Source organism: Coprococcus sp. AF21-14LB (assembly GCF_003458885.1).
In the GTDB taxonomy this organism is placed as follows: Bacteria; Bacillota; Clostridia; order Lachnospirales; family Lachnospiraceae; genus UBA9414.
The window spans coordinates 111961-136871 of record NZ_QRVX01000001.1; the positions used below are offsets into that span (position 1 = coordinate 111961).

Genomic DNA, 24911 nt, shown 5'->3' on the forward strand with positions numbered 1-24911 from the left:
GGCAGCTCTAATCAAACCACTTCACATCATCAGAACCTCTCGAAAGCCCTGTAATTCCTGTTCGAGCTAATTCCAGAATCCCGTATTCATTCAGCATTTTAATCAAGCTTCGATCTTCGATTGTGTTCCGGTCAACTCAATAATCATTGACTCCGGTTCTACATCTACAATCTTTGCCCGGAAAATATCCGCAATCGTAATGACTTCTGCTCTGCGGGCTGCATCTACATTAATCTTAACCATGACTAATTCTCTGCACACAGAACTGTCATCTTTTAGTTCTTTAATATCCCTGACATCTTCCAGCTTCCGAAGCTGCTTTTCGATCTGCGATAAAATCTGCTCATCTCCGCTTGCTACAACAGTAATTCTCGTAAATCTCACATCCGTTGTTACTCCGGATGTAATACTGTCAATATTATAACCGCGCCGGCTGAACAATCCTGCAATTCTGCTTAAAACACCATAATTATTTTCAACTAATAATGAATACACCTTTCTTTTCATGTGAGTCCCTCCATTTCCAAAAACAGAGTGCGTTCTGTTTTTATATCATAGCAATTATTTTCCGATTTGTCAATATTTTTGTCTCTACTTCGCCATTGGATTTAGCTGTTTTTCTGCTGCTCGATCCGCTCTGCCAGATCATTCAAATACACCCATCTCTCCATTTTTTCTTCCAGCATTTGTTCCGTTTCTTCCTTCTTTTGCATTAGTTCTGAAAGTTTTGCGGAATTTGTAGCATTCTCCGACATTTCTTTATCAAACTGTTCGATTTTCTCTTCCAGTTCTGCGATTTCTTCATCGATCGTTTCATACTCTTTAGATTCTTTATAAGAGAATTTTAACTTCACCGGCTGATTCTGCTTCCAGCTTTTACTTCCTTTTCCTGTATTTTTTCCTGCCGCTTTTTCTTCTTCCGGTTTTCGTTCAGGTACTTTCCCTTCTGCTTCCCTTCTCATCTTTGCTTCCAGATAATCGGTGTAACCGCCCTCATATTGACGAAGCTTTCCATTTCCCTCAAATTCAAAAATACGATCTACTACATTATCAAGGAAGTATCTGTCATGGGAAACGGTAATCACAATCCCCGAAAAGCTGTTCAAATAATCTTCCAAAATAGTAAGCGTTGGAATATCCACATTATTTGACGGTTCATCCAGAACATATACATTTGCACCGCTGATCAAAACAGAGAGAAGGTAAAGTCTGCGCTTTTCCCCACCGGAAAGCTTTGACACCGGCGTATACTGCATTTCCGGTGTAAACAAAAACCGTTCTAACATCTGTGATGCGCTGATACGCCCTTCTTTTGTCTGCACATATTCTGCGATGTCTTTAATATAATCAATCACTCTTTCATTGGTATCCATATCCGGCTCCTCCTGTGCCAGATATCCAATCTTAATTGTTTCCCCAACCTCAATCTGTCCGCTGTCCGGTTTCACAAGTCCGGCGATCATTTTCAAAAGCGTTGATTTTCCGCAGCCATTCGGACCGATAATTCCAAGCCGTTGATTCTTAAGCACAATATACTCAAAATCATCGATCATCTTTTCTGCTCCATATCCTTTACTCACATGGTGAAGTTCTATTGTTTTCTTTCCCATGCGCACTTCTGACGCATCCATCTCTACCACCTGATCTGCCAGCGGAGCGCTTCCATTTTTCAATGCTTCCAGGCGCTCAAGTCTGGCGCGCTGTTTTGTACTTCTGGCTCTGCATCCCCGCTTCGCCCATTCCAGCTCCATCCGAAGCACACTTTGACGCTTCCGTTCCGAAGCCAGCTCCATCTCTTCGCGAGCTGCCTTTAATTCCAGAAATTTTGTATAGTTCGCCTGATAACTGTACATTGCCCCATGACTGATTTCTAAAATCCGATTAGATACCCGGTCAAGGAAATAACGGTCATGCGTTACCATCAAAATAACGCCTCTGTAACTTCTCAAATAGTCTTCCAGCCAGGAAATCATTTCTTCATCCAAGTGATTCGTCGGCTCATCCAGGATCAGTACATCAAATTCTCCTGCAAGCGTCTTTGCAAGGGCCGTTCTCCTTTTCTGCCCACCCGAAAGATGCTCCATCTTCTTCTCATACTCTGTAATTCCAAGCTTTGTCAGATTGCTCTGCACAATCCAGTCTGTATCGCTGTTTCCTTCAAGCGCATAGGAAGCAACCGTAGCTCCAGCCGGAAATGCCGGATTCTGTGGAAGATAAGCAATCCGAATGCCATTCTGCCTGATAATCTGCCCACTGTCCGGTTCTTCCTCCCCGGCGATCATTTTCAAAAGAGTAGATTTTCCGGTTCCATTAATCCCAATGATTCCGACTTTATCTCCCTCCTGAATTCCAAAAGATGCATCCTGAAAAATCACTTTCTCACCAAATATTTTGCTGATATGTTCTATATTTAAAATGTTCATACTTCTGCTCCTCTTTTTTACTTACATCATTTATGATAAAGGATTCTCATAATCTTGACAAGAATTATATTATCCATTGGACATTCTGTCCGAAATTTTTTATACTGTTCCATATCAGTTATTTCATAATTTTAAATTCGTTGAAATGAATAATAAATCAGGAGGTTCCTATGTATCATACAACAAACAGCACTGCGGCAGACCTGAAAGATCTCATCGCATCTATTCACCGCAAAAGTTATCCGGCCTGCAAATCTTTAACCGGAAGCTATACATTTGAAAAATTCACACTTACCATCGATCATGTCCAGGGCGATCCTTTTGCCTCGCCATCCCACATCAGCATCCGCGTACCTCATCGGTTTGCCGGATTTCCTGCTGAGTTTTTCGACACCCCGTGGCGGAAGACTGCACTGGAAGATGCACTCCTTAGAGCTTGCGCTGCTGAGCTGTCTAAATACTCTTTTCGGGCAAAAGGTTCCGGAAAAAGCGGTCTTCTCGCTACAAGTATACCGGGACAGGAAATCTTACCGCGAAGCGCCTGTCAGATTACCAGTCATGAAATCATTCTTCGTCTGGAAGCCGGTTTTCCTGCGAATGGAAGAACCATTCAGGGACAGGAGCTGGAAAAAATGCTTCTGAATTTTATTCCTTCCTGTGTGCGTGCAGCACTGCTTTACCGTCCGGAAAAATACGCACAGCTCCAAAAAGATATCCACCTTGCAGACGATCAACATGCACTCCGCCAATTCCTTACAGAACATCATCTGTCTGCCTTTGTAGCAGACGGTGCAATTCTCCCGAGAGAAAGCGGCATTTCACAAAAACCAATGAAACATGCGGTTCCCTTCTCTTCCCCGGATACACTGCGTGTTTCCTGCACCCTTCCACATCATGGAATCCTAACCGGTATGGGAATCCGGGAAGGGATTACATTAATTGTCGGAGGCGGATATCACGGGAAGTCAACACTTTTAAATGCACTGGAAACAGGTGTATACAATCACATTTCTGGTGATGGGCGAGAATATGTAGTTACTGATTCTTCGGCTCTGAAACTTCGATCCGAAGACGGCCGCTCCGTACGCAACGTGGACATTTCGCTATTTATCAAAGACCTTCCAAACAAGAAAGATACAACTGCTTTCTACACAGAAGATGCCAGCGGAAGTACTTCCCAGGCTGCCGCAGTCATGGAAGGAATGGAATCCGGAAGTCATCTCTTTCTCATTGACGAAGATACTTCTGCAACAAATTTTATGATGCGGGATGAATTAATGCAAAAAGTAATCCACCGTGAAAAAGAACCAATTACTCCATTTTTGGAACGTGCCAGAGATCTTTTTGAGCAGGATCACATTTCCACCATTCTTGTGGCAGGAAGTTCCGGTGCTTATTTTTACATTGCTGATACGATTATTCAACTGGATCACTACCTCCCTTACGATATTACAGCGCAGGCTCTTGCTGCCAGCCGCTCTTATCCTGCACCCGCAATCAAAGCGCCCGGATATCATATCGGAATGTTCCACCGGATTCCTGAACATAAGGCAGAACATCCTGCGCAAAAGAAGCACACGTCAAGGGAGAACCACCTTCAGAAAATCAAAGTCTATGGCAAAGACTGTTTTCTTCTCGGAAAAGATACGATAGAACTGCGTTATCTTTCTCAACTAGCCGATTGTGAACAGACAAATACCCTTGCCCATCTGCTCCGCTATGCACAAACCCATTATTTTAACGGCGTTTATACTCTGACAGAGATTGTTGATTTCCTGGAAGACGAATTAGCGAAAAATCAATTTCAAAATATTTGCGGCAGCCGCTTTGTCCCTTCCGGATTAAGCATCCCACGCCGTCAGGAAATCTTTTCCTGCTTTAACCGCTATCGCAAACTGTAGACAGAAAAAAGGCTCCCAAGCACAGCTGATATGTGCCCTGGAGCCTTCTATATTTGATTTAAAACTTATTCACTGAATCTTCTAAGCAAGAGAACCCATTGGATCCCATGGTTCCAGCAGAATCGGTTCGCTTTCATACTCGCGGATAATTTCTTCCGGAAGATATTTTTTGTTCACTACGATCTGGTACATATACTCATCAAACCATTCGTCTGTCATCATATAGTATCCGTCTTTTCCGGAATCTTTTCCCCAGCTGTTTTCGACCCGCCAACGGTTCGGACGTCCCTCTTCATCCAGATTCACTCCCATAAATACCATGGCGTGAGTCATTAAACTCTGTCCGTATTCCACTCGCTCGCCCTTTGTCATTGTAAATTTTGTGTGGAATAGCTCTTCTTTTCCATAATTCGCAAGATCCATTCGTCCATCTTCACGGCTCAGTTCTTTGCCGACATCACATCCAAACCAAACCGGTGATCCATCCTGCATTTGAGCAATCGCAGCTTTCTTCAGCACTTCTGATTCCACGTTTACATAGCGGACTTCACGTCCTTCTTTCACATTGCCGAGAAACTTCACACTATAACTTCTGTGGAACGGCTTGTCGCTTGTCGGGGCATTAATCAAACTGATATACTCACTTAAATCCAAATGGATGTATTTCTCATAAAATGCTTTCGGCGTGAGATTCGTATCTCTATGGAAGTTCTTGTCCTTATCCCGAATTTCGAAATCAAATGTCTTTGGCGGCTTTCCGAGACAGATGCAAAGAATATCATAGACTTCTTCCATCATCTCTTCTTTCTCTTTCCGCAATTCTTCTTCCGGCTTTCCTTCCCGATGCTCTCTTCTTAAAATACATGCATATTCACGAAGCTTCTCTGTCAGAAGCTGCACCATCTCACCTGTTGCAGAAGATGAGACTGTCTCCGGCATAGCTGACTGCGGGACAAGACCATATTTCTCGATCAGATTGCAGATCATATCCCACTGACCACCATCGTTTAACGGTGCGCTCAGTAAATGTGCAATCAGACGGCTGTCTGTCTCTTCATCCAATGTCTCCAAAATTGACTCCAGAAAGTAATTTGCTTTTTCCAGTTTATCATAGAACAAGGTATAGCTCTGTGACAACTGAAATTCTTCCAGATTCATCTCATGAATCACATGATAGCGAAGAACATTCAATGCTGCAAACATCCAACATCTTCCGCTTTTTTGCTGATTCGTAATTTCTCCCTGATCCAGACGGACAGAAAATTCATGGGCATTCCCACGCTCTGCCTGATAATTCTGTGCTGTTTTCAAAACACCGTTGGCAGTCACTGCGTTCATCGCGATTCTATTCGCCCGATCTGCATCAAAACGGGTTTCAAATTGCTGCAGTTTCTCATTCGTAATCATTACTTCCATTTCAATCGCTCCTTTTGGTATAAATTCTGCTATTTACAGCTTACACCTCTTCCGCTTTAGAATCAACCAAATTTGGATATTCTTCCTTCTGGTTCAGAATTTCCATAAATTCTTCTCCCGTAATTGTCTCACGCTCATAGAGATACTTAGCCAGTTCATGCAGCTTAGACATGTGATCTGACAGAAGTTTCTCCGCTTTCTGATACTGCTGTCTTACAAGCGCAATCACTCTTTTATCAATATCGGCTGCCATTTCCTGAGAACATGCCAGCGAGGTATCTCCGCCAAGATATTGATTGGAACTGTCTCAAGTGCAACCATTCCGATATCTTCACTCATACCAAATCTTGTAATCATTGCTCTTGCAAGACGTGTTGCCTGCTCAATATCGTTAGACGCTCCTGTTGTAATAGAATGGAACACAAGATCTTCTGCACAGCGTCCTCCGGTAAAAGTGGAGATTTTATTCTCAATCTCTTCTTTTGACATCAGGTTATGTTCCCCTTCATCTACCTGCATGGTATATCCAAGAGCGCCCGATGTACGCGGAATGATTGTAATCTTTGTAACCGGAGCAGACTGTGTCTGAAGTGCAGCCACAAGCGCATGACCGATCTCATGGTAAGCAACGATCAGTTTTTCTTTATCTGACAGTACCTTATTCTTCTTCTGATAACCTGCAATAACAACTTCGATACTTTCTTCTAAATCTGCCTGAGTTACAAACTTTCTTCCGGCACGCACTGCATGCAGCGCCGCCTCATTGATCATATTTGCAAGCTCTGCTCCGGACGCCCCGGAAGCAGCCCGCGCAATGGCATTAAAGTCAACACTGTCACTAAGACGAATCTTCTTCGCATGCACTTTCAGAATTTCCTCTCGCCCTTTCAAATCCGGTAATTCTACCGGCACACGTCTGTCGAAGCGTCCAGGACGAAGAAGCGCCGGATCCAGCGAGTCCGGACGGTTTGTTGCAGCAAGAATGACAACTCCTTTGCTTCCGTCGAATCCATCCATCTCTGTCAGCAGCTGGTTCAACGTCTGCTCCCGCTCGTCATTTCCGCCCATGCCGCCGTTATCACGTTTCTTACCAATCGTATCAATCTCATCAATAAATACGATACACGGTGCTTTCTCATTCGCCTGCTTAAACAGATCACGAACTTTTGCAGCACCCATTCCGACAAACATCTCTACAAATTCAGAACCGGAAATTGAGAAGAACGGTACATTCGCTTCCCCTGCAACTGCCTTAGCCAGCAGCGTTTTACCGGTTCCGGGAGGACCTACCAGAAGCGCACCCTTCGGCATCTTTGCACCGATTTCCTGATATTTCCCAGGATTGTGAAGGAAATCTACAATCTCCTGTAAAATCTCTTTCGCCTCATCTTCTCCGGCAACATCATTAAACTTGATCCCCGTCTGAGACTGCACATATACTTTTGCGTTACTCTTACCAAACTGCATAGACGGCATTCCCATACCGGCGCCGCCTTCTCCTCCCATCTTCTTCATCATACGTCTTGTCAGAAGACTTCCAAGCCCAAAAATAATTACAAAAGAAATCAGTCCGGATAACAGCATGCTCATAAGCGGCGACATCTCTTCTTCCATAACCCGGCCGAAAGAACATCCTGCATCTTCGAGGCGGTCTACAAGTTTCGGATCATTAAAAGTCGTTGCCTCATACGCTTTATCACTCTTATCTGTAAAGTAGATCGATTCTCCTTCAATCTGTACTTTTTCTACTTTCTTATCCGAAAGCATATTCAGAAAAGTACCGTAATCAACGGATTCCACTTTCTGGTTCAACATTCTTGTGAATACAAACTGGTTTAATATTAATAAAACAAAAAATCCAATGAGCCAGTACAGCCACGGGGATCTTTTAGGTGTTTTTACTTCCTGCATATATTCATCCTCCTTTTCTTTTTACATATGGAAAATATACGCTTTTCTTCCCCGAAAGTCAATGTACTGGCTCTGAATAAAGTATAAAATTCTTATGAATTCAGCTTTTCTTCCCACTCTTTTTCCCGAAATCCCGGAACAGCAAAATCATTTCCCACAAGCAGCGGACGTTTCACAAGCATACCGTCGGTTGCAAGAAGTTCATACTGCTCTTCCTCTGTCATCTGCGGCAGCTTGTCCTTTAGTCCAAGTTCCTTATATTTCATCCCGCTTGTGTTAAAAAATCTTTTCAGCGGAAGACCGCTCATCTGGTGCCACTGTTTTAATTCTTCCACCGTAGGGTGATTTTCTACAATATGTCTGCATTCAAATGCAATTCCTTGCTCTGTCAGCCATTTTTTTGCTTTCTGACAAGTAGTACATTTTGGATATTCTACAAATAACATTTTTCTTCCTCCTGTTTTCTGCTACTCACTATGTTTTGAATAAATGAAAATTCCAAGAATAATTACGATACCTCCAAGAACTGTATATAACCCTGGAATTTCTGAAAATAAAAAGATTCCGAGTACCGATGCAAACACCGGTTCCAGAAGTTTTACCGTAGAAATAAACGATGCTTTTTCATATTTCAGCCCCCAGCTGAAAATGCTGTGTCCCAGAAGACTGCAGCAAATTGCCATACCGATACTTGACACAAACATAGACGGACCATACCCGGTAACCGGTGTTTTCTGCAGCAGCAGAAGCACAAATACCGTTACCGCTGAAGATGCATATACAAGAAATGTATAAACGGTCGTTGTCATATGCTTCCGGCAAATTTTTCCAATGATGGTATATACCGCCATAAATGCAGCTCCGGACAGCGCGATCAGATCGCCTTTCAGAATATCACTTCCAATTCCTGCATCTGCCATTGCCACTACAACGCTTCCTGCAAATGCCAGAAAAATTCCGATCCATCCCTGCCTGGATATCTTTTCCCGGAAGAAAAACAGCATGGCAAACGCAACAAAAAAGACTTCTGTGTCTACCAGTACGACACTGGATGCAATACTGGTAAATCGCAGTGACTCAAAATAAGCCGAAAAATGCAGTCCCAAAAAACAACCGCTGATTACACAGAGCAGCACATCTTTTTTTGTTAATTTTTTCAATTCCGGACGAAATTTTACAAAAAGCGCCGGTGCTAAAAATATTGCAGCGAAAAGCGATCTGTAAAATGTCAGCACAAGAGACGGCGCATCGGTAATCCTCACAAAAACAGCCGAAAAAGACACTCCCAGTACCCCTAAAATAATTACTAATTTTTTCATCCTCTTCTCCTAACAGTTCATTTTTCACTTTATTTTAGCATATGCTGCTCTGAAATACTATTCTTTTTTGTACTGTGGTATAAAATTATTCGCTTGCAGATCGCCCGGTGTAAAGCTGATAATATTTTCCTTTCTGAGCAATCAGTTCTTCATGGGAACCTCTTTCAATAATCCGTCCCTGCTCCAGTACCATAATGCAGTCGCTGTTTCTTACGGTAGAAAGTCTGTGGGCAATTACGAATGTTGTTCTTCCATGCATAAGCCTGTCCATTCCATCCTGCACAAGCTTTTCCGTCCGTGTGTCGATCGAACTTGTCGCCTCATCCAGGATCAGCACCGGCGGATCTGCCACAGCTGCTCTGGCAATTGATAGAAGCTGTCTCTGTCCCTGGCTTAAATTGCTGCCATTTCCATAGAGCATTGTCTGATAGCCGTCCGGAAGCCGGCGGATAAATCCATCTGCATTAGCCAGTTTCGCAGCCGCTATTACTTCCTCATCCGTTGCATCTAATTTTCCGTACCGGATATTTTCCATAACCGTTGCCGTAAACAAATTGGTATCCTGAAGTACAATCCCAAGCGAACGGCGCAGATCATCTTTCTTAATTTTATTAATATTAATACCGTCATAACGAATCTTTCCATCCTGAATATCATAGAAGCGGTTAATTAGATTCGTAATTGTCGTTTTTCCGGCACCGGTAGATCCTACAAATGCAATCTTCTGTCCCGGAGTCGCATAAAGCTTAATATTGTGAAGGACAATCTTTTCATCATGATATCCGAAGTCTACATCATTAAATACCACATCTCCTTTTACTTCTACATAATCCGTTGTACCGGTTGCCTTGTGATAATGCTTCCACGCCCAGCATCCTGTATGTTTCTTTTCTGTCGGAACAACACTTCCGTCAGCCTGGTGTTCCGCATTCACAAGCGTTACATAGCCTTCATCCGTTTCTTTTTCTTCGTCTAATAATCGGAAAATGCGTTCTGCACCTGCAAGCGCCATAACAACTGCATTCATCTGCTGACTTACCTGATTAATTGGCATATTAATACTTTTATTAAAGGTAAGGAAGCTTGCCAGACCGCCAAGCGTAAAACCTCCAACTCCATAAATGGCAAGAATTCCGCCTACAATAGCGCATACCACATAACTGATATTTCCGAGCTGTGCATTAATCGGTCCAAGTATATTGGCAAACTTATTTGCTTTATCCGCACTTTCAAACAGCTGATTGTTCAAATGCCTGAAATCTTCCATACTGGCTTTTTCATGGCAAAATACTTTTACAACCTTCTGCCCTTCCATCATTTCTTCAATAAAACCATTCAATGCTCCGAGATGTTTCTGCTGTGCAATGAAGTAGGTTCCGCTTAAACTTGCTGCTTTTTTTGTTGCCGTCATCATAACGGCAATCATTATGAGCGAAACAATTGTCAATGGAATATTCAACATAAACATACTGAGCATCACACTAACAATGGTTATCATACTTGATAAGAGCTGAGGCATGCTCTGACTAATCATTTGTCGAAGAGTATCAATATCATTTGTATACACAGACATGATATCTCCATGTAAATGGGTATCAAAATATTTAATCGGAAGATTTTCCATATGTACAAACATATCATCCCTAAGATTACGCAATGTTCCCTGTGTAACATAGATCATCAAGCGATTATATAAATAAGTAGAAATAACTCCAACCAGGTAAATGACCGCTACTTGTCCGATCGCTGTTAAGAGCGGAACAAAATTCGGATTTTCACTTCCCAGCAACGGTACAATATAACCGTCGATCAATGTTTTCATAAACATCGTTCCTCGTACATTTGCCAGTACACTGACAAAAATGCCAACTACAACAATCATTAGATGAACTTTATAATTTTTCAAAATATATTTCATCAGTCGGGCAAATAATTTCCCAGGATCTTTTACTTTTGGTTTTGCTCCCCGCATTGGTTTTGGCATAATTATTCCCCTCCTCTTCCTTCATCAAAATCTCCGCCTCCGCGATTTTGAGATTCATATACATCCCGGTAAATTGCATTTGTCTCCATGAGCTGTTCATGAGTTCCAAATCCATTTACCATTCCATTTTCCATAACAATAATTCGATCTGCTCCCTGCACACTGGAAATACGCTGTGCAATGATGAACTTCGTCGTATCCGGGATTTCCTCTGCAAATGCTTTTCGAATCTTTGCATCTGTAGCAGTATCCACTGCACTTGTAGAATCATCTAAAATCAATATTTTCGGCTTTTTCAGGAGCGCTCTGGCAATACAAAGACGCTGCTTTTGTCCGCCGGACACATTTGCGCCTCCCTGCTCAATATGTGTTTCGTATTTCTGCGGCATACGCTCAATAAATTCATCTGCACATGCAAGACGGCATACTCGCTTACATTCTTCTTCAGAGGCATCCGGATCTCCCCAGCGAAGATTATCAAGAATTGCTCCTCCAAACAACACATTTTTCTGAAGAACAACCGCTACCTGATTCCTCAATGCTTCCAGATCATATTCCTTTACATTTACACCGCCCACATATACATTTCCTGCTGTTGTGTCATAAAGACGGCTAATCAAATTCACAAGGCTGGATTTAGCGCTTCCTGTTCCGCCAATAATTCCAATCGTCTCTCCTGATCGTACAGTCAGATTGATATCTCTCAGTACCGGTTCCTGACTGTCTTTTTTGTAACTGAAATCTACATGCTCGAACACAACGCTTCCATCTTTCACTTCTTTTTTCGGATTCTTCCCATTACAAAGATCTGTTTTTTCATTCAAAACCTCTGTAATCCGACGCGCGCTCGCCATACTCATTGTCACCATAACAAAAATCATCGAAAGCATCATCAGACTCATCAAAATATTCGTACAATATGTCAGAAGACTCATTAGCTCACCTGTCGTCAGATTATTAGAAACAATCATTTTTGCTCCAAGCCAGCTGATTCCGAGAATGCACCCGTACACGGTAAACTGCATTACCGGAGAATTCATAACGACAATGTTTTCTGCTTTCACAAACATTCGATACAGGTTGGCACTGGCTTTTGTAAACTTGTCCTTCTCAAATTCTTCCCGCACATAAGCCTTTACTACGCGGATTCCTGTAATGTTTTCCTGCACACTGGCATTGAGATCATCGTACTTTTCAAATACACTGTTAAAATATTTTGTCGCGCGGCTTATAATGACCATCAAAAAAATACCAAGCAAAATGACTGCCACAAGGTAGATTGATGCCAGTCTTGCATTGATCATAAACGCCATAACCATAGCGCAGATCATGCTGGCAGGCGCCCGCATACACATACGCAGAATCATCTGATATGCATTCTGGATATTGCTTACATCCGTTGTCAATCGTGTAATCAAACCTGCCGTACTGTATTTGTCGATATTGGCAAACGAAAACGTCTGAATATTTTCAAACATGGCTTCTCTCAAATTTCTTGCAAATCCGGTAGAAGCTTTTGCTCCGTAAATACCTCCCATCAGTCCTGCCAAAAGCCCTGCCGCTGCTACAACAACCATTACACCACCTACGATCATAATATGGCGAATATTTCCTTTTTCTACCCCCTCATCAATAATTGACGCCATCAAAAGCGGTATCATTGTCTCAAGAATCACTTCCAGAATCATATAAATCGGTGTCAGAACAGATTCTCGTTTAAATTCTTTGACCTGTCCCAATAGTGTCTTAACCATCTAGCCTTTCTCCTTTCGCTCTTCTGTCTTGTAGTTTTTCTCATCTTCCTGTGCATTTGCTTTCATTCTGCGAAGTACACAAAGAAAAATTTCTAACTCTTCTTCGGAAATCCCTCTCAGAAGTCTTTCCTCCAGATAGTTGATTATCTTCTCTGTCTCTCGGTTCATCTCAACACCTTTTTCTGTTAGAACAATTTTTTTCAGCCTCGCATCTTCTTTCACTCCAATACGTCTGATATATCCCTTTTTTTCCATCAGCTTCAGAATGGTTGCTGTTGTGGAACGCGCCATCGAATAGCGATTCTCAATATCTTTTTGAAAAATATCTTCCTCCCGATGTCGATACAAAAATCCTATAATCCATCCATGCATCACTGTCACTTCGTCTCTTCCCATCCGTGACTGATGAGCCATCATATTGCGTCCAAGAATATTGTCTAATTCATGAATCTCATGTCCAATCGGCTTCGCCATTTTGTTTCTCCTTTATTGCAAAATCATTATAGTTCTATAGCGAACAATTCGCTTGCGAACTTTATTATACACATTATCAGAAACTATTGTCAAGTTTTTTATGCACACCAGAAAGTACATCTGATCTCCTTTTCTTCCTTGAACTTTCCAAAAGAGATGCTTATAATACTAAGTTAGGTATATAGTTTTAAAGAAATTGAGGTGTTACAGCATGAAAAAAAATTATGAAATGGACATGTGCAATGGTCCGCTCCTCGGGAAAATCCTCATTTTCTCAGGACCTCTGATTCTATCCGGAATCCTTCAGCTTCTCTTTAATGCAGCAGATATTGTTGTTGTCGGCCGCTTTACCGGAAGCCATGCGCTTGCAGCAGTTGGTTCTACCAGCGCTCTGATCAACCTTCTTGTAAATTTATTCATCGGACTTTCGATCGGAACCAATGTATTGGTAGCTCGATTCTATGGCGCAAAAAAAGAAGCCGAAGTCAGCGATACTGTTCATACTTCTATTATGACAGCCATTCTCGGAGGAATTCTCATGATCTTCGTTGGCGTTATTCTGGCACGTCCACTCCTTGAAATGATGGGAACTCCGGATAATGTCATTGCACATTCCGTACTTTATATGCGTATTTATTTTATTGGAATGCCTGCCTTCATGATTTATAATTTCGGCGCAGCCATTCTTCGTGCCATAGGCGATACACAGCGTCCGCTTTATTTCCTTATGGCAGCCGGTGTGATTAATGTAATATTTAATTTAATCTTTGTGATTGTTTTCCACATGGGCGTTGCCGGAGTTGCCGCTGCAACTGTTATTTCACAAGTGATATCGGCACTTCTTATACTAAATTGCCTGACTCATGTCGAAGGAATGTGTCATTTGAATTTAAAAACTCTAAAAATACACAACGATAAACTGATTCAGATGTTAAAGATCGGACTTCCTGCCGGGATGCAGGGCGTTGTATTTTCTATCTCCAACGTACTGATTCAATCTTCTGTAAATTCCTTCGGCTCCATTGCAATGGCAGGGAATACAGCTGCATCCAATATTGAAGGATTTGTCTACACATCTATGAATGCCATTTATCAGACTGCACTAAGTTTTACAAGCCAGAATATGGGCGCCGGAAACTACAAGCGAATCAATCAGATTTTGCTCCGCTGTCTTGCGATTGTCTCTGTAATTGGACTCCTTCTTGGAAATGGAGCTTACTTATTTGGCCGCCAGCTGCTTGGCATTTATTCTTCTGATCCACAGGTAATCGAATTCGGGCTGTCTCGAATGGCAATCATCAGTTGTACCTATTTTCTTTGCGGTATTATGGATGTCATGGTCGGAAGCATTCGCGGACTTGGCTATTCTGTGATGCCGATGATCGTATCGCTGACCGGAGCCTGCGCTTTCCGCGTGTTATGGATTTTTACAATTTTCCAGTGGCAGCACACTTTATTTATCCTGTATATTTCTTATCCGATTTCCTGGATTCTAACTGCAGGTGTTCATATTCTTTGTTATCGTCATGTACATAAAAAGCTGTCCACCGCAATGATGTAAAAAAGTATTATTCATTATAATGACAAAAAGGGTATCGCAATTAAGCGATACCCTTTTTCATCTTTATAAAAGTTTCAGATGAAATATTCTTCTTTCTAATTTAAAAAGTCTGTTAGACAAACAAAGCTTCTTCTGCTTCTTCCGGAATTACTTCTGTCTCTTCTGCGGAAGCACTTATGGCATACTCTGTCTGCACATTCTGAGAAATAAACGGAATCGGACGATCTGTCATCTTACAGTAGAAAATTGTCCCTGCTGCACCAAGCGCAATCAGGATTAAAATTACAAGAATGATGACCGGAGCCTTTGATCCGCGGCTTTCATCCTCATCTTCTACTGAAAGCAGTTCATCATAACCGCGTTTCATTTCTTCTTCCCGTTTCTGACGCACTTCCTTCGGCGGAATATTGGAATATGTCTGCTGTGATGTCTTCTGCTTTGGAGCACGTTCTCTTGGAAGCTCTTCTGTCGTTCTCTTTGGCTGTGGTTTCTTTGCCGGTGCCGGTTTTGTCTTTCTTACCGGACGTTCTTCTTCCTCTTCTGCAACTGCTTTTACCGGTGCCGGTCTCTTCGCAGGTGCTTTCTTAGCTGCTCCTCTACGATCTTCTTCACTTCTCTTCGCAGGCACTTTCTTAACCGGAGCAGCTGTGCGCTGTTTCGCTCCTTCTTTTTCTGAGGCAATGCTCTCTTCTCTTTTCTTAACAGGAGCATTCTCGGCAAGAGTCTCTTTCTCTTCTGCTCTCTTTGGTTCTTTTCTCGGCGCTGCCGGTGTCTTCTCAGCAGAATTCTTCGCTGCCGGTCTCGCTGTTCTTACTGCTTCTCCTTCAGCATTTCCTTGCATATTCTTCTCTTCCGCTGCCTTTGGCTGATCCTTCTCCTGGTCTTCTTTTTGCTTCACAGAAGCTCTGGCTGCTGCTTTCTCCGCCTGTTTTGCACGCTGTTTATCTAAGTTCCACTTTTTCTTACAGTCTGTACAAATTGCAAATTGATTATATATTGCCTCGCCGTTCTCATCGACTGAAACTTTTTCATCACGGATCAAAAGATCTTTTCCGCATTTAGGACATTTCATAAATGGTTACCTCTTTTCTCTTGTATTTCAAAATTATCTGCATTTTAAGATATTATAGCATAAATTATCTCAGAAGTAAAAGAGCGATTATTGGAAATTTGTGTGAATTTATATGAATTAAGATAATCTTTAGAAATGCGCTGATAAAATAAGAAAACGCTGCAGGAGGGATTTGAACCCCCGTGTCCTTAATGGAACCAACGGATTTCGAGACCGAGCCAATAAGCCTCTCTGGCACTGCAGCGTACTTCTATAGTATAACAAAGCTTCCGGTAAAATAAAAGTGTTAATTTATCTTTTTTCCATTCTTCGACCTCCTTCCTTTGTTCTCCCCATAAGAACGCGCGCTAGACTCATCAAGAACCAAAAAACCAGCAGGTATTTTGCCTGCTGGTCATCTTTTACACAATCATTCCAAATTTTTAAAACGATTATTATACTCTTGATAAGTATTCTTCTGTACGAGTATCGATCTTTAATTTATCTCCGATCTCTACAAATAACGGAACCATAACCTGAGCGCCTGTCTCAACGATTGCTGGTTTTGTAGCGCCTGTTGCTGTATCACCTTTTACACCCGGCTCTGTTTCTGTTACTTCCAGTTCAACGAACAGCGGCGGCTCTACTGCAAATACATTTCCTTTATGAGAACAGATCTTAACCATCTCATTCTCTTTAACAAACTTCAGTGTATCACCGATTACATCTGAGTTCAGAGCGATCTGATCGTAGTTCTCTACATCCATGAAGTGATATAATTCACCGTCTGAATACAGATACTGCATATCTTTTCTTTCGATATGAGCTTTCGGGAACTTCTCTGTTGGTCTGAATGTCTTCTCAACAATTCCTCCACTGATAATATTTTTTAATTTTGTTCTAACGAACGCTGCACCTTTACCTGGTTTCACGTGCTGGAATTCAATAATCTGGTATATATTTCCTTCCATTTCGATGGTAACACCATTTCTGAAATCTCCTGCTGAAATCATTGTAATCCTCCTTAATATCAGCCCGAACATCTATCAGGCCATTTACAAATTTTGTTCCATTCACTTCTATTAATTTTATAATAAGTTCTGCAAGATTTCAACTATATTTTTCAGTTTGTACTCTTTTTTCCAAGAAAAATATCCTTATATGCCTTTTTTCTGTTAGAACTTACTCAGATTTCATGCTTTTATGGACGTTTCAAGCATATATTTCATTTTTGTTGCCTCTATCTGCCCCGGCGCTGATGCAATCTTTGCCGATGCAAATGTAATTGCCGATCCTGAAAACTCTCCGCAAATTCTGCTGATACTTCCCATTGCTCCCATAGACATTGTAATAATCGGGCAGGACAGTTCTTCATTGCACCGCAGCGATGCTCCCATAAGCGTAATAACATCCTGCATCGATTGAGGCATAACTGCAATCTTTGCCATATCCGCTCCCATCCTCTGCATGTAGGTAAGTCTTCTTACCAGCTCTGCTTCAGAAGGTGTTGCTGAAAAGTCATGATTGGACATAATAACTTTTTTTCCATTTACATGTGCAGCTTCTACAATCTGTTCGACAATCTTTTCGTTTCGAAATGCCTCCACATCCAACAAGTCAATTGCTTTACAGCCAGCCATTGCAAGACTTAACGTGCCATACATTTCCTCATCAATCTCGCTGGCGCCACCTTCATATCCCGTACGAAAGGTAAAAAGAACAGGCATTTCTCCAAGAATTTTGCGGAGTTTCTCTGCAATCTGCTTCACTTTATCAATATCTTCCCACTCTTTATACCAGTCCGCTCTCCATTCTGCCAGATCTGCCGGAAGATCTCCAAGCTGCTTTGCCTGGCACAGAATCTCTTCTTCTGTTTTTCCGACAATCGGGACACAGATTTTAGGAATCCCGGTTCCGAACGTCACATTTCTTACTGTAATTTCTTTCATATTCTTCTCTGCTTTCTCGCTCTTTTTCTGCTGGATCTTTCCTATTGTCCTTTCTTACGTTCCTTCAAATAAAAATGAAGAACAATCTTTTCCAGGTAACGCTTTAGGACAATCTGAATCTCTTCCTTCGGATTCATTGGTTTTACGAGAATATTATGCATTCCGGCTCTCTTTGCTCCCCAGACATCCGTAAAAAGCTGATCCCCAATAAAAATAGTATTATCAAGATTGGTATTCATCATTTCCATTGCTTTTATATAATTTTTTGTCGAAGGCTTATGCGCGTTATAAATATACTGAGTCTGAATCTCTTCATTAAACATCTTTACCCGCGGTTCTTTATTATTTGAAATCAGACATGTCTGAAAGCCAATTTCTCTCAGGCGGACAAATAATTTCTTCGCTCTCTCATCAGCCGGTGCACCGTGCGGCACAAGTGTATTGTCAATATCAAAGATGACTCCCCGATACCCTTCTTCATATAATTTTTCAAATGGCACCGCATAAGTTGATACCATATAATTTTCCGGAAAAAATCTATTTAACATTTCTGTAGTCCCTTCTTTTAAGTATTTCTCTGCAAATCTGCTCCGTTGTCTTCCCCTCAATTGAAACAATCACATCCGCAGCCGCTTGATATCGGCTATTGCGCTGCTCCAGAAGTGCCCGAATCCCTTCTACTGACTTATTTTGTTCCAGTAAAGGTCTGTGATGACTATTCTTTACCCGTTCAAAGATCGTCTCCGGTGTCGCACTTAGAAGAAATACAGTTCCGCTTTCTTTCAATAGTTCCACATTACAGGTGCGAAGCACGGTTCCACCTCCGCAGGAAATTACAATATTTTCTTTTGCCCTGAGTTCCCGTAACAGTTCTGTCTCCCGTTCCCGGAAATATTCTTCTCCTTCTGCCTCAAAAATCTCCGGGATTGTTCTCCCTTCTCTGCGCTCAATCTCCGTATCTGTATCCAGAACTTCCAGTCCAAACACACGTTTCAAACACTTAGATACTGTTGTTTTTCCGGTCCCCATGAAGCCGGTTAGAATTATATTGTTCATTTTCAATCACCCGATCTTTTCTCTTCGCAAAATTCCGGAACTTTTCCAGAGTTCTTTGTTTCTGCCTATTATAACAAAACTTTTATCTTTGCTCAACTCTCTTTTTCTTCTTAATTTACTGCTGTTCTGTCGTATTGCTGATTGCCGTCTTCACATCTTCCCGAAATGCTTCCCACACCTTTTCATGTTCCACAAAATATTTCGGACAATTTTTCCCTGTTACATCGTAATGACGAATCACATCCTGTTCTGTTAACCCAAATTTTGTACAGAGCCACGCTGTCAGCCGTACAACGGATGCATATGTTTCTTCGGTAAACTTTCCGCTATCATCCGGATGACAACATTCTATCGATACCGTATCATGGTTCCTTTCATTAGAAGCATAGGCAATTTCCCAGGAAGGAACACATTGTACGATTTCTCCTTTCAATCCCACAATAAAATGACTGCTGGCCTGTGTTTCTTTTGAATCTTTTAATCCATTAAAATAATTCCGATTCTGCTGCGCTGTAGAACCTGGATTTGCCGTGTAATGAATCACAATCCCGGTAATCGCATCACTTGGCGTCCCTGGTCTGGAATATTCGTTAATATCAAGAAGCTGTACATCTATCTCCGGTTCTTCTCCCGTCAGCTCTTTCTCCGAAATATGATATCCTTCTCTGTTCAGATCCAGAACTTTCCAAGAGCATCCAAACAGTCCCAGCAACTTTCTTCCGAGGCAAAATACAAACAATACTGCCAGAATTATGATCCCTGCGTGAATATAACAACGGATTCGCCTCTCATATAATGATCTTTCGCTTCTGTTCCTTCTGCCAAATCTATTTCGTCTTTGCTTTCGTTTATATTGTCTGCTGTTCATAACATTTTTTCACCCTTTGTTTTGTTCTGTTGTTATTCTAGCATATTTTCATCCGATACTTCTTTATAACTCATAATAAAATTCTTAATAATTTCAAAAGAATCGCTAATTTTCACACGAAGCTTATTTTTTATCACATAGTATCCCGGAGGAATTTCCTCTGTAATAAAAAACAGGATTCCGAAGAATCCTGTTCAGACTGTAGACAAAGTCCCGAGCATTCGCTCGGGATTTTTCTGTGAAAAGAGCTTAGAAATCCAGCATTTATGCGGACTTTCTGACTCTTTTTTGGTATAATAGAAGTATCAAAAATGAGGTGGTGCTTCTGCTTATGATGACTCAGAATGCTGATAAAAAAAGAGAACAGGTACAGTTCTTTTGTATGGATGACATGGTTCCTCAAGATCATCTGCTTAGAATTATAGATAAAGCAATTGATTGGAACTTCATATATGATCTTGTTGTGGAAAAGTATTCTCAGGATAACGGTCGCCCAAGTATGGATCCGGTCATGCTGATAAAAATTCCTTTTATTCAGTATCTTTATGGCATCAAAAGTATGCGTCAAACCTGCAAGGAATGCTCATGTGCCATAAAGTAACACACCGATAAATGCAGACAGCCAACCTCTATTCCGTATAAAATGGCGTATGTGGCATTTCAAATATGTGGTTTAGAAGTAGAAGAAAACTGAAAACCGTATTCCACGATTTGAAAGGATAGAGGTAAATGAGCATGGAAAAAACAGTATATATCACAGAGAAAGAACGGGAAATGTGCTACAAAGTAATTGGTGCGTTTGCGGAACTGTACGAAATGGAAGATGAAGATATTTTAGTGGTTGATGTTGGTAGGTACGGTTTTGTTAAATTGCAGTGCTATACACCGTCATATGGCTTTGAAGAACTTGACACCTATACAGACAGCCATAGTTTATTTGAAGGGCTTTGGGAGGAATGGCTTAGTCTAAATGTGTTTTTACTTGCTAGGGAAATGCAGTTAGACGATATTCTTTATGAGGATTTATTCAATAATCTGCCAAAGGAAAAACAGTCGGAACTTACCGGGAGAAAAGGCTATTTTGCAAAAAAAGCGGGTATCATTCTGTAAAATGAATTTTGCAGAAAGAAAACGCTCTATGTAGAGGGTAAAAAGATTAGAATGGCTCTGTATATGATAATATGCAGGGCTTTTCTTAATAACCAATATGCTCATTTTGATAAAGACCAAAAGACAAGCATTATGGAAATGTGCATAACTGGCTATGGAATCATGGATAACTCTATTCACAGCACATGGAAAAGCTAAAGTGCAGCTTTCCCACGTCCTGCAAACAGAGTTACCCACAATTCCATGATACAGCCAGTTATACACATTACGCACAATGCCGACTACTACGGAATCCAAATCATTTTTTCACAGAACAAGATTTGCTTTTACAGAAAGAGATTATAGGTTGGAATGGAGATAAGGGAACCTGCATAGAGCACAGCGGAAAAGTTGAAGAAACTGATTGAGGAAGAATTTGCCGGGCTTGTGTTTCTGTCTGCTGAAGATATGGAGTAATAACAAATTGGGACATAATGGTATAACTCTTTGTCCCAATTTGTTTATTGTTTAAATTACCCGTATTAGAATTGATATGCTTGCAGAAATCAAATATCTAACATAATTCCTCCCACTGTAATAATACCATACAAATTTTATGAATACAAGACTGTTTATATAAGCTGACACATGCTAAACTAGCCTAGCAATGTTTCAGTAAAACTTTCTTTCATTTTTCAAGGAGGTCATAATCATTATGGGGAATAATCAGACAGAAAAAGCGTTTGAAGAAAAAAGATTAGCACAAACAATCTCTTTAGCCGAGGAACAATTAAAGCAGGCAAAAGAAGCGGCAGACAAAAAAAAAATCAGAAATTATCGAAGCCAAAAAAGATGTGCGTGAAAATACAGAACACGGCATTACATCACTGTACACATCAGACGGTTTCGAGGCACTTGTTGAATTAAGCCAATATATCAATCCTGTTACAGACAAAATTATAGATTATGAAGAAGAAGAACATAAAATACTTCTGTTAGAAAAGATGATAAAATCGCCCTATTTTGCCCGAATTGATTTTAAATTTGATGATGAGGACGAATTTGAAAAAATATACATTGGACGTTCTTCTCTACGAAAAAACAGCTATCAAGAGATGTATGTTTATGATTGGAGATCGCCGATTGCCAGTGTTTTCTATCGTTTTATGACAGGCGAAGCGTTTTATGACGCTCCATGTGGACGAGTAACAGGCGAACTCAATTTGAAACGCCAATATGAAATAAAAAACGGAACACTGGAATATTTTTTTGATTCAGATGTTCAGATTGTTGATGAATTTTTAAGGCAATTACTGTCACAAAACACTACTGCTAAAATGAAAGCTATTGTTGAAACAATTCAGCATGAACAGGACGTGGTTATTAGAGATATGGAAAATGACCTGCTAATGGTACAGGGTGTAGCGGGAAGTGGAAAAACCTCTATTGCTCTCCACCGGGCTGCTTATCTTATGTATCAAGGTTTACAAACAAAGCTGTCCGCAAATAACATTATGATTATTTCCCCAAATTCTATATTTGAGCAATATATTTCAAATGTATTGCCCGAATTGGGAGAAGATAATGTTATTTCTTCCGTGTTTGAAGATATACTTAGTGAGTTATTAAATGGCAGGAAAATTCAGTCAAGAAATGATTTTTTAGAAAACTTGATTGTCAATTCAAAATACAAGGAAATTTCAAGAAATAGTATAGAATTTAAAACGTCAAGTTTTTTTAGGGAAATTTTAGACCAATTTCTCATTGATATACCCCGCCAGTGGATAGAATTTGAAGATGTTTATTATGAGGGAAAATGCGTTGTAAGCGGGCAAATTCTAAAAGACAAGATATTAGGAAGACCAGAAACACCATTAGGCATAAAATTAGAACAATTAGAAGATTATATTTTAGAACAAATATTTGGAACAGGAAAAGGGCGGGGGCATAAAGAAGAAAAAAATCTAATCAAGCAGGAAATACAGAAATTTATAAAAATTGACATTGTTGAATTATATAAATATTATTTAGCAATGAAGCCTATTTTTATAGCCTGCTGCAAAATAGCAATCCGTCACAAAACATAAAAAATATTTGGAAATATACTAAGGAAAATTTGGAAGCAGACAGCTTGTATTATGATGACGCAATAGCAATCGCTTATTTGTATTTAAAAATATACGGAACAAATAAATATAAAAATATTAAGCAGGTAGTCATTGATGAAGCACAGGACTACTACCCTCTCCAATATGAAATATTTAATTTTCTTTTTTCTAATGCCAAATTTACTATTTTAGGAGATATGAAACAGACTCTTGCCAAAAAAGAAGATATTTCTTTCTACGAACAAATTCAAAAAATATTGAACAAGAAAAAATCTTCTCTTATTATGTTGGATAAAAGTTTCCGTTGTACGAATGAAATTTTAAATTTTAGTTTAAAGTTCATTGAACAAAGTTCACAGATAAAAAGTTTTAATCGGAATGGCGATAGCCAAAAGTATATATTGCTGATAATTCCGAAATCTTCATTGATGAAATTGTTAAGGAAATAAAATTATGCCAAGAGAAAGGGTTTCAGTCGATATGCTTAATTTGTAAAACCGAAAAAAATTCAACCTATCTATTTAATAAAATTAAACACAAACTTGATATTCAATTAATTAAAAATGGGAGCGTATCAGATTTACAAGGCGTGTTTATCTTACCAGTATATATGTCAAAGGGATTAGAATTTGATACTGTCTTAATTTGTGATGCAGATAGCCAAAACTACCATGATGAAGATGATAAAAACCTCTTATATGTTGCCTGCACAAGAGCGCTTCACAAACTTAGCTTATTTTGTGAAAATGAGGTTAGCCCGCTGATATAGATAAATTTACAATATATTGAATTGCCTAAATGCCAAACGCAGCGTAAGTGCATATGAACAAAATGATAATAATTAGACAGACCATCTTTCTCTTTTAATGGCATTAAATTGACATTACGCTCTCTATCATATATATTTGTTGCTTACTGTCAAAAACACGACAGAAAAATATAGTTTAAATTCAACGGATAAAAGAGGTAATGAACATGGGGAAATTACTACTGCTGACACTTAACGAACAAGAGGAAACAGCGATTGACAAAATCATATCGGCAATATCTGATTATATACAGATTGAACCCATGCAGATCACAACCGCTTCCGTGTTATCTTTTCCGGGACTGGAAATAAAGCAGAACCAACGCCAGGTATTTCAAGACGGGGAGGAAGTAAGCCTTACCCGCCTTGAATACAGTACCCTTGTATATCTTGCTTCCAACCCCGGCATTGTCCTCACACGGACACAAATATTTGAAGCCGTTTGGAACATGGAAAGTGAAAGCTGCCAGTCAAGCGTTGCAAATGTGATTTACAACCTGCGGAAAAAAATAGAGTCGGACAGCCGCAAGCCCATTTACATAAAAACCGTTTTAGGTATGGGCTACAAGTTTGCTTCCGGGGAATGACAACAGAATAACCGCCGCCCGTTACAGCGGCATACCATGACAGGAAATCAGAAAAGGTTTCCTGTTTTTTTGCACCAAAAACCGCGCTGATTTTCCAGCTTTGTCGAAAAGTTTTATCAAAAAGTTTTTCAAAACTTTGCCATATTTGCATTTCTCTGCGTAGTAAGGAGTAAAGGGGGAGTTTCGCCGTTTTCTTAGAGCAAGATTCTACCGAGGTGCCAAAATTCGCTTTTCGCTCATTTTGCCCCTGCGGGAATCTTGTTGGGGAGTGCCTTCCCCAAACCCTGCTTATGCGGCTTGCGCCGCTTAAAAATCCCTCAAAATATTTTTTCGGATTTTTTCAAAAACAGTTCCGTTTTACCCCCTGTTTTTCTCCTATTAGTGAGAGAACACCACGCACAGAAAGGAGGTCTGCCGACCATGAAAAGATACAACACACCGCACCGCAGCCGGGTAGTCAAGACACGCATGACCGAGGAAGAATACGCCGAGTTTGCGGAAAGGCTTTCTGCTTACCACATGAGCCAAGCCGAGTTTATCCGGCAAGCCATAACCGGGGCAGCCATACGCCCCATCATAACCGTTTCCCCCGTCAATGACGAGCTGCTTGCCGCTGTCGGGAAGCTGACCGCCGAATACGGCAGGATCGGCG

Annotated in this window: 22 protein-coding genes, 1 tRNA gene and 3 pseudogenes; 10 read left to right on the forward strand and 16 right to left on the reverse strand. The window is 40.7% G+C overall.

The genetic code is table 11. The features are described from left to right. Window positions 1–7: 7 nt before the first annotated feature. Together ilvN and DWX73_RS00565 are read right to left on the reverse strand one after the other, a co-directional pair. Window positions 8–507 (reverse strand): annotated as a pseudogene (ilvN, locus tag DWX73_RS00560) (acetolactate synthase small subunit). A 101-nt stretch (window positions 508–608) separates the two neighbouring features. Beyond that, complete coding sequence (locus DWX73_RS00565; RefSeq protein WP_118346199.1) at window positions 609–2423, reverse strand: ABC-F family ATP-binding cassette domain-containing protein; 1815 nt, start codon at window positions 2421–2423, stop codon at window positions 609–611. Window positions 2424–2593: 170 nt separating this feature from the next. Here DWX73_RS00565 and DWX73_RS00570 point away from each other — a divergent pair, with 170 nt between their 5' ends. After that, window positions 2594–4324 (forward strand): ABC-ATPase domain-containing protein, encoded by a 1731-nt coding sequence (locus DWX73_RS00570; RefSeq protein ID WP_118346200.1) that lies wholly within the window; start codon window positions 2594–2596, stop codon window positions 4322–4324. 81 nt (window positions 4325–4405) lie between these two features. On the opposite strand, the gene DWX73_RS00575 is transcribed toward DWX73_RS00570, so the two are convergent. The 7 genes and pseudogenes from DWX73_RS00575 to DWX73_RS00605 all read right to left on the reverse strand — a co-directional run bounded on the left by DWX73_RS00575 (window position 4406) and on the right by DWX73_RS00605 (window position 13182). Beyond that, window positions 4406–5740, reverse strand: coding sequence for an aminopeptidase C (locus DWX73_RS00575; protein WP_118346201.1), 1335 nt, complete (start codon window positions 5738–5740; stop codon window positions 4406–4408). A 40-nt stretch (window positions 5741–5780) separates the two neighbouring features. After that, window positions 5781–7651, reverse strand: a pseudogene (ftsH, locus tag DWX73_RS00580) (ATP-dependent zinc metalloprotease FtsH). 92 nt (window positions 7652–7743) lie between these two features. Then, a complete protein-coding gene (locus DWX73_RS00585) occupies window positions 7744–8097 on the reverse strand; it encodes an arsenate reductase family protein (protein ID WP_118346202.1) in 354 nt (117 codons plus the stop codon). A gap of 21 nt (window positions 8098–8118) precedes the next feature. Further along, on the reverse strand, window positions 8119–8970 hold the full coding sequence (locus DWX73_RS00590) for a DMT family transporter (RefSeq protein WP_118346203.1): 852 nt from the start codon (window positions 8968–8970) through the stop codon (window positions 8119–8121). 85 nt (window positions 8971–9055) lie between these two features. Next, the gene (locus DWX73_RS00595) at window positions 9056–10954 is read right to left on the reverse strand and encodes an ABC transporter ATP-binding protein (RefSeq protein WP_118346204.1); all 1899 of its coding nucleotides are present in this window, start codon (window positions 10952–10954) and stop codon (window positions 9056–9058) included. Between the two features lie 2 nt (window positions 10955–10956). Continuing rightward, the gene (locus tag DWX73_RS00600) at window positions 10957–12708 is read right to left on the reverse strand and encodes an ABC transporter ATP-binding protein (protein ID WP_118346205.1); all 1752 of its coding nucleotides are present in this window, start codon (window positions 12706–12708) and stop codon (window positions 10957–10959) included. After that, a complete protein-coding gene (locus DWX73_RS00605) occupies window positions 12709–13182 on the reverse strand; it encodes a MarR family winged helix-turn-helix transcriptional regulator (RefSeq protein WP_118346206.1) in 474 nt (157 codons plus the stop codon). 211 nt (window positions 13183–13393) lie between these two features. Here DWX73_RS00605 and DWX73_RS00610 point away from each other — a divergent pair, with 211 nt between their 5' ends. Beyond that, a complete protein-coding gene (locus tag DWX73_RS00610) occupies window positions 13394–14743 on the forward strand; it encodes an MATE family efflux transporter (RefSeq protein ID WP_118346207.1) in 1350 nt (449 codons plus the stop codon). Window positions 14744–14855: 112 nt separating this feature from the next. Here DWX73_RS00610 and DWX73_RS00615 read toward each other — a convergent pair whose 3' ends face one another. The 7 genes from DWX73_RS00615 to DWX73_RS00645 form a co-directional block, all read right to left on the reverse strand. Continuing rightward, window positions 14856–15815, reverse strand: coding sequence for a TFIIB-type zinc ribbon-containing protein (locus DWX73_RS00615; protein WP_118346208.1), 960 nt, complete (start codon window positions 15813–15815; stop codon window positions 14856–14858). Window positions 15816–15972: 157 nt separating this feature from the next. Beyond that, window positions 15973–16059 (reverse strand) — tRNA-Ser (locus DWX73_RS00620). 190 nt (window positions 16060–16249) lie between these two features. Continuing rightward, entirely contained in the window at window positions 16250–16807 is a 558-nt protein-coding gene (efp, locus tag DWX73_RS00625) for an elongation factor P (protein ID WP_118346209.1), read from the reverse strand. Window positions 16808–16987: 180 nt separating this feature from the next. Further along, window positions 16988–17743, reverse strand: a complete 756-nt coding sequence (gene aroD, locus DWX73_RS00630; RefSeq protein WP_118346210.1) for a type I 3-dehydroquinate dehydratase — start codon at window positions 17741–17743, stop codon at window positions 16988–16990. A gap of 41 nt (window positions 17744–17784) precedes the next feature. Next, entirely contained in the window at window positions 17785–18291 is a 507-nt protein-coding gene (locus DWX73_RS00635) for a YqeG family HAD IIIA-type phosphatase (RefSeq protein WP_118346211.1), read from the reverse strand. Continuing rightward, on the reverse strand, window positions 18281–18799 hold the full coding sequence (locus tag DWX73_RS00640; RefSeq protein ID WP_118346212.1) for a shikimate kinase: 519 nt from the start codon (window positions 18797–18799) through the stop codon (window positions 18281–18283). The genes DWX73_RS00635 and DWX73_RS00640 overlap by 11 nt, the downstream gene beginning before the upstream one ends. A gap of 115 nt (window positions 18800–18914) precedes the next feature. Continuing rightward, window positions 18915–19667: a peptidoglycan recognition protein family protein gene (locus DWX73_RS00645; RefSeq protein WP_118346213.1), complete on the reverse strand. Its 753-nt coding sequence runs from the start codon at window positions 19665–19667 to the stop codon at window positions 18915–18917. Window positions 19668–20001: 334 nt separating this feature from the next. Here DWX73_RS00645 and DWX73_RS00650 point away from each other — a divergent pair. The 8 genes and pseudogenes from DWX73_RS00650 to DWX73_RS00670 all read left to right on the forward strand — a co-directional run. Continuing rightward, window positions 20002–20247 (forward strand): annotated as a pseudogene (locus tag DWX73_RS00650) (transposase); the annotation flags it as partial. A 155-nt stretch (window positions 20248–20402) separates the two neighbouring features. Next, window positions 20403–20777 carry a hypothetical protein gene (locus DWX73_RS00655; protein ID WP_071144610.1) on the forward strand — a complete coding sequence of 125 codons (375 nt, stop codon included), beginning with the start codon at window positions 20403–20405 and terminating at the stop codon, window positions 20775–20777. A gap of 694 nt (window positions 20778–21471) precedes the next feature. Beyond that, entirely contained in the window at window positions 21472–21618 is a 147-nt protein-coding gene (locus DWX73_RS13730; protein WP_242996498.1) for a hypothetical protein, read from the forward strand. Further along, window positions 21611–22843, forward strand: coding sequence for a HelD family protein (locus tag DWX73_RS13735; protein ID WP_242996499.1), 1233 nt, complete (start codon window positions 21611–21613; stop codon window positions 22841–22843). The genes DWX73_RS13730 and DWX73_RS13735 overlap by 8 nt, the downstream gene beginning before the upstream one ends. A 29-nt stretch (window positions 22844–22872) precedes the next feature. Continuing rightward, entirely contained in the window at window positions 22873–23313 is a 441-nt protein-coding gene (locus DWX73_RS13740) for a UvrD-helicase domain-containing protein (RefSeq protein ID WP_242996501.1), read from the forward strand. 161 nt (window positions 23314–23474) lie between these two features. Further along, window positions 23475–23633, forward strand: coding sequence for an ATP-binding domain-containing protein (locus DWX73_RS15355; RefSeq protein WP_242996502.1), 159 nt, complete (start codon window positions 23475–23477; stop codon window positions 23631–23633). A 206-nt stretch (window positions 23634–23839) separates the two neighbouring features. Next, window positions 23840–24259: a winged helix-turn-helix domain-containing protein gene (locus tag DWX73_RS00665; RefSeq protein ID WP_173900609.1), complete on the forward strand. Its 420-nt coding sequence runs from the start codon at window positions 23840–23842 to the stop codon at window positions 24257–24259. 420 nt (window positions 24260–24679) lie between these two features. Further along, window positions 24680–24911, forward strand: a 232-nt coding sequence (locus tag DWX73_RS00670; RefSeq protein ID WP_442871975.1) for a plasmid mobilization protein, incomplete at its 3' end; no start/stop codon positions are given.

Excerpts from the sequence above, each read along its gene's own strand:
- aroD (WP_118346210.1), bottom strand. The coding sequence starts at position 17,743 with ATGAAAGAAATTACAGTAAGAAATGTGACGTTCGGAACCGGGATTCCT.
- DWX73_RS00615 (WP_118346208.1), bottom strand. The coding sequence starts at position 15,815 with ATGAAATGTCCTAAATGCGGAAAAGATCTTTTGATCCGTGATGAAAAA.
- DWX73_RS00605 (WP_118346206.1), bottom strand. The coding sequence starts at position 13,182 with ATGGCGAAGCCGATTGGACATGAGATTCATGAATTAGACAATATTCTT.
- DWX73_RS00640 (WP_118346212.1), bottom strand. The coding sequence starts at position 18,799 with ATGAACAATATAATTCTAACCGGCTTCATGGGGACCGGAAAAACAACA.
- DWX73_RS00595 (WP_118346204.1), bottom strand. The coding sequence starts at position 10,954 with ATGCCAAAACCAATGCGGGGAGCAAAACCAAAAGTAAAAGATCCTGGG.
- DWX73_RS00575 (WP_118346201.1), bottom strand. The coding sequence starts at position 5,740 with ATGGAAGTAATGATTACGAATGAGAAACTGCAGCAATTTGAAACCCGT.
- efp (WP_118346209.1), bottom strand. The coding sequence starts at position 16,807 with ATGATTTCAGCAGGAGATTTCAGAAATGGTGTTACCATCGAAATGGAA.
- DWX73_RS00610 (WP_118346207.1), top strand. The coding sequence starts at position 13,394 with ATGAAAAAAAATTATGAAATGGACATGTGCAATGGTCCGCTCCTCGGG.
- DWX73_RS00585 (WP_118346202.1), bottom strand. The coding sequence starts at position 8,097 with ATGTTATTTGTAGAATATCCAAAATGTACTACTTGTCAGAAAGCAAAA.
- DWX73_RS00645 (WP_118346213.1), bottom strand. The coding sequence starts at position 19,667 with ATGAACAGCAGACAATATAAACGAAAGCAAAGACGAAATAGATTTGGC.
- DWX73_RS15355 (WP_242996502.1), top strand. The coding sequence starts at position 23,475 with ATGTCAAAGGGATTAGAATTTGATACTGTCTTAATTTGTGATGCAGAT.
- DWX73_RS00655 (WP_071144610.1), top strand. The coding sequence starts at position 20,403 with ATGGAAAAAACAGTATATATCACAGAGAAAGAACGGGAAATGTGCTAC.
- DWX73_RS13730 (WP_242996498.1), top strand. The coding sequence starts at position 21,472 with ATGGGGAATAATCAGACAGAAAAAGCGTTTGAAGAAAAAAGATTAGCA.
- DWX73_RS00590 (WP_118346203.1), bottom strand. The coding sequence starts at position 8,970 with ATGAAAAAATTAGTAATTATTTTAGGGGTACTGGGAGTGTCTTTTTCG.
- DWX73_RS00565 (WP_118346199.1), bottom strand. The coding sequence starts at position 2,423 with ATGAACATTTTAAATATAGAACATATCAGCAAAATATTTGGTGAGAAA.
- DWX73_RS00665 (WP_173900609.1), top strand. The coding sequence starts at position 23,840 with ATGGGGAAATTACTACTGCTGACACTTAACGAACAAGAGGAAACAGCG.
- DWX73_RS00635 (WP_118346211.1), bottom strand. The coding sequence starts at position 18,291 with ATGTTAAATAGATTTTTTCCGGAAAATTATATGGTATCAACTTATGCG.
- DWX73_RS00600 (WP_118346205.1), bottom strand. The coding sequence starts at position 12,708 with ATGGTTAAGACACTATTGGGACAGGTCAAAGAATTTAAACGAGAATCT.
- DWX73_RS00570 (WP_118346200.1), top strand. The coding sequence starts at position 2,594 with ATGTATCATACAACAAACAGCACTGCGGCAGACCTGAAAGATCTCATC.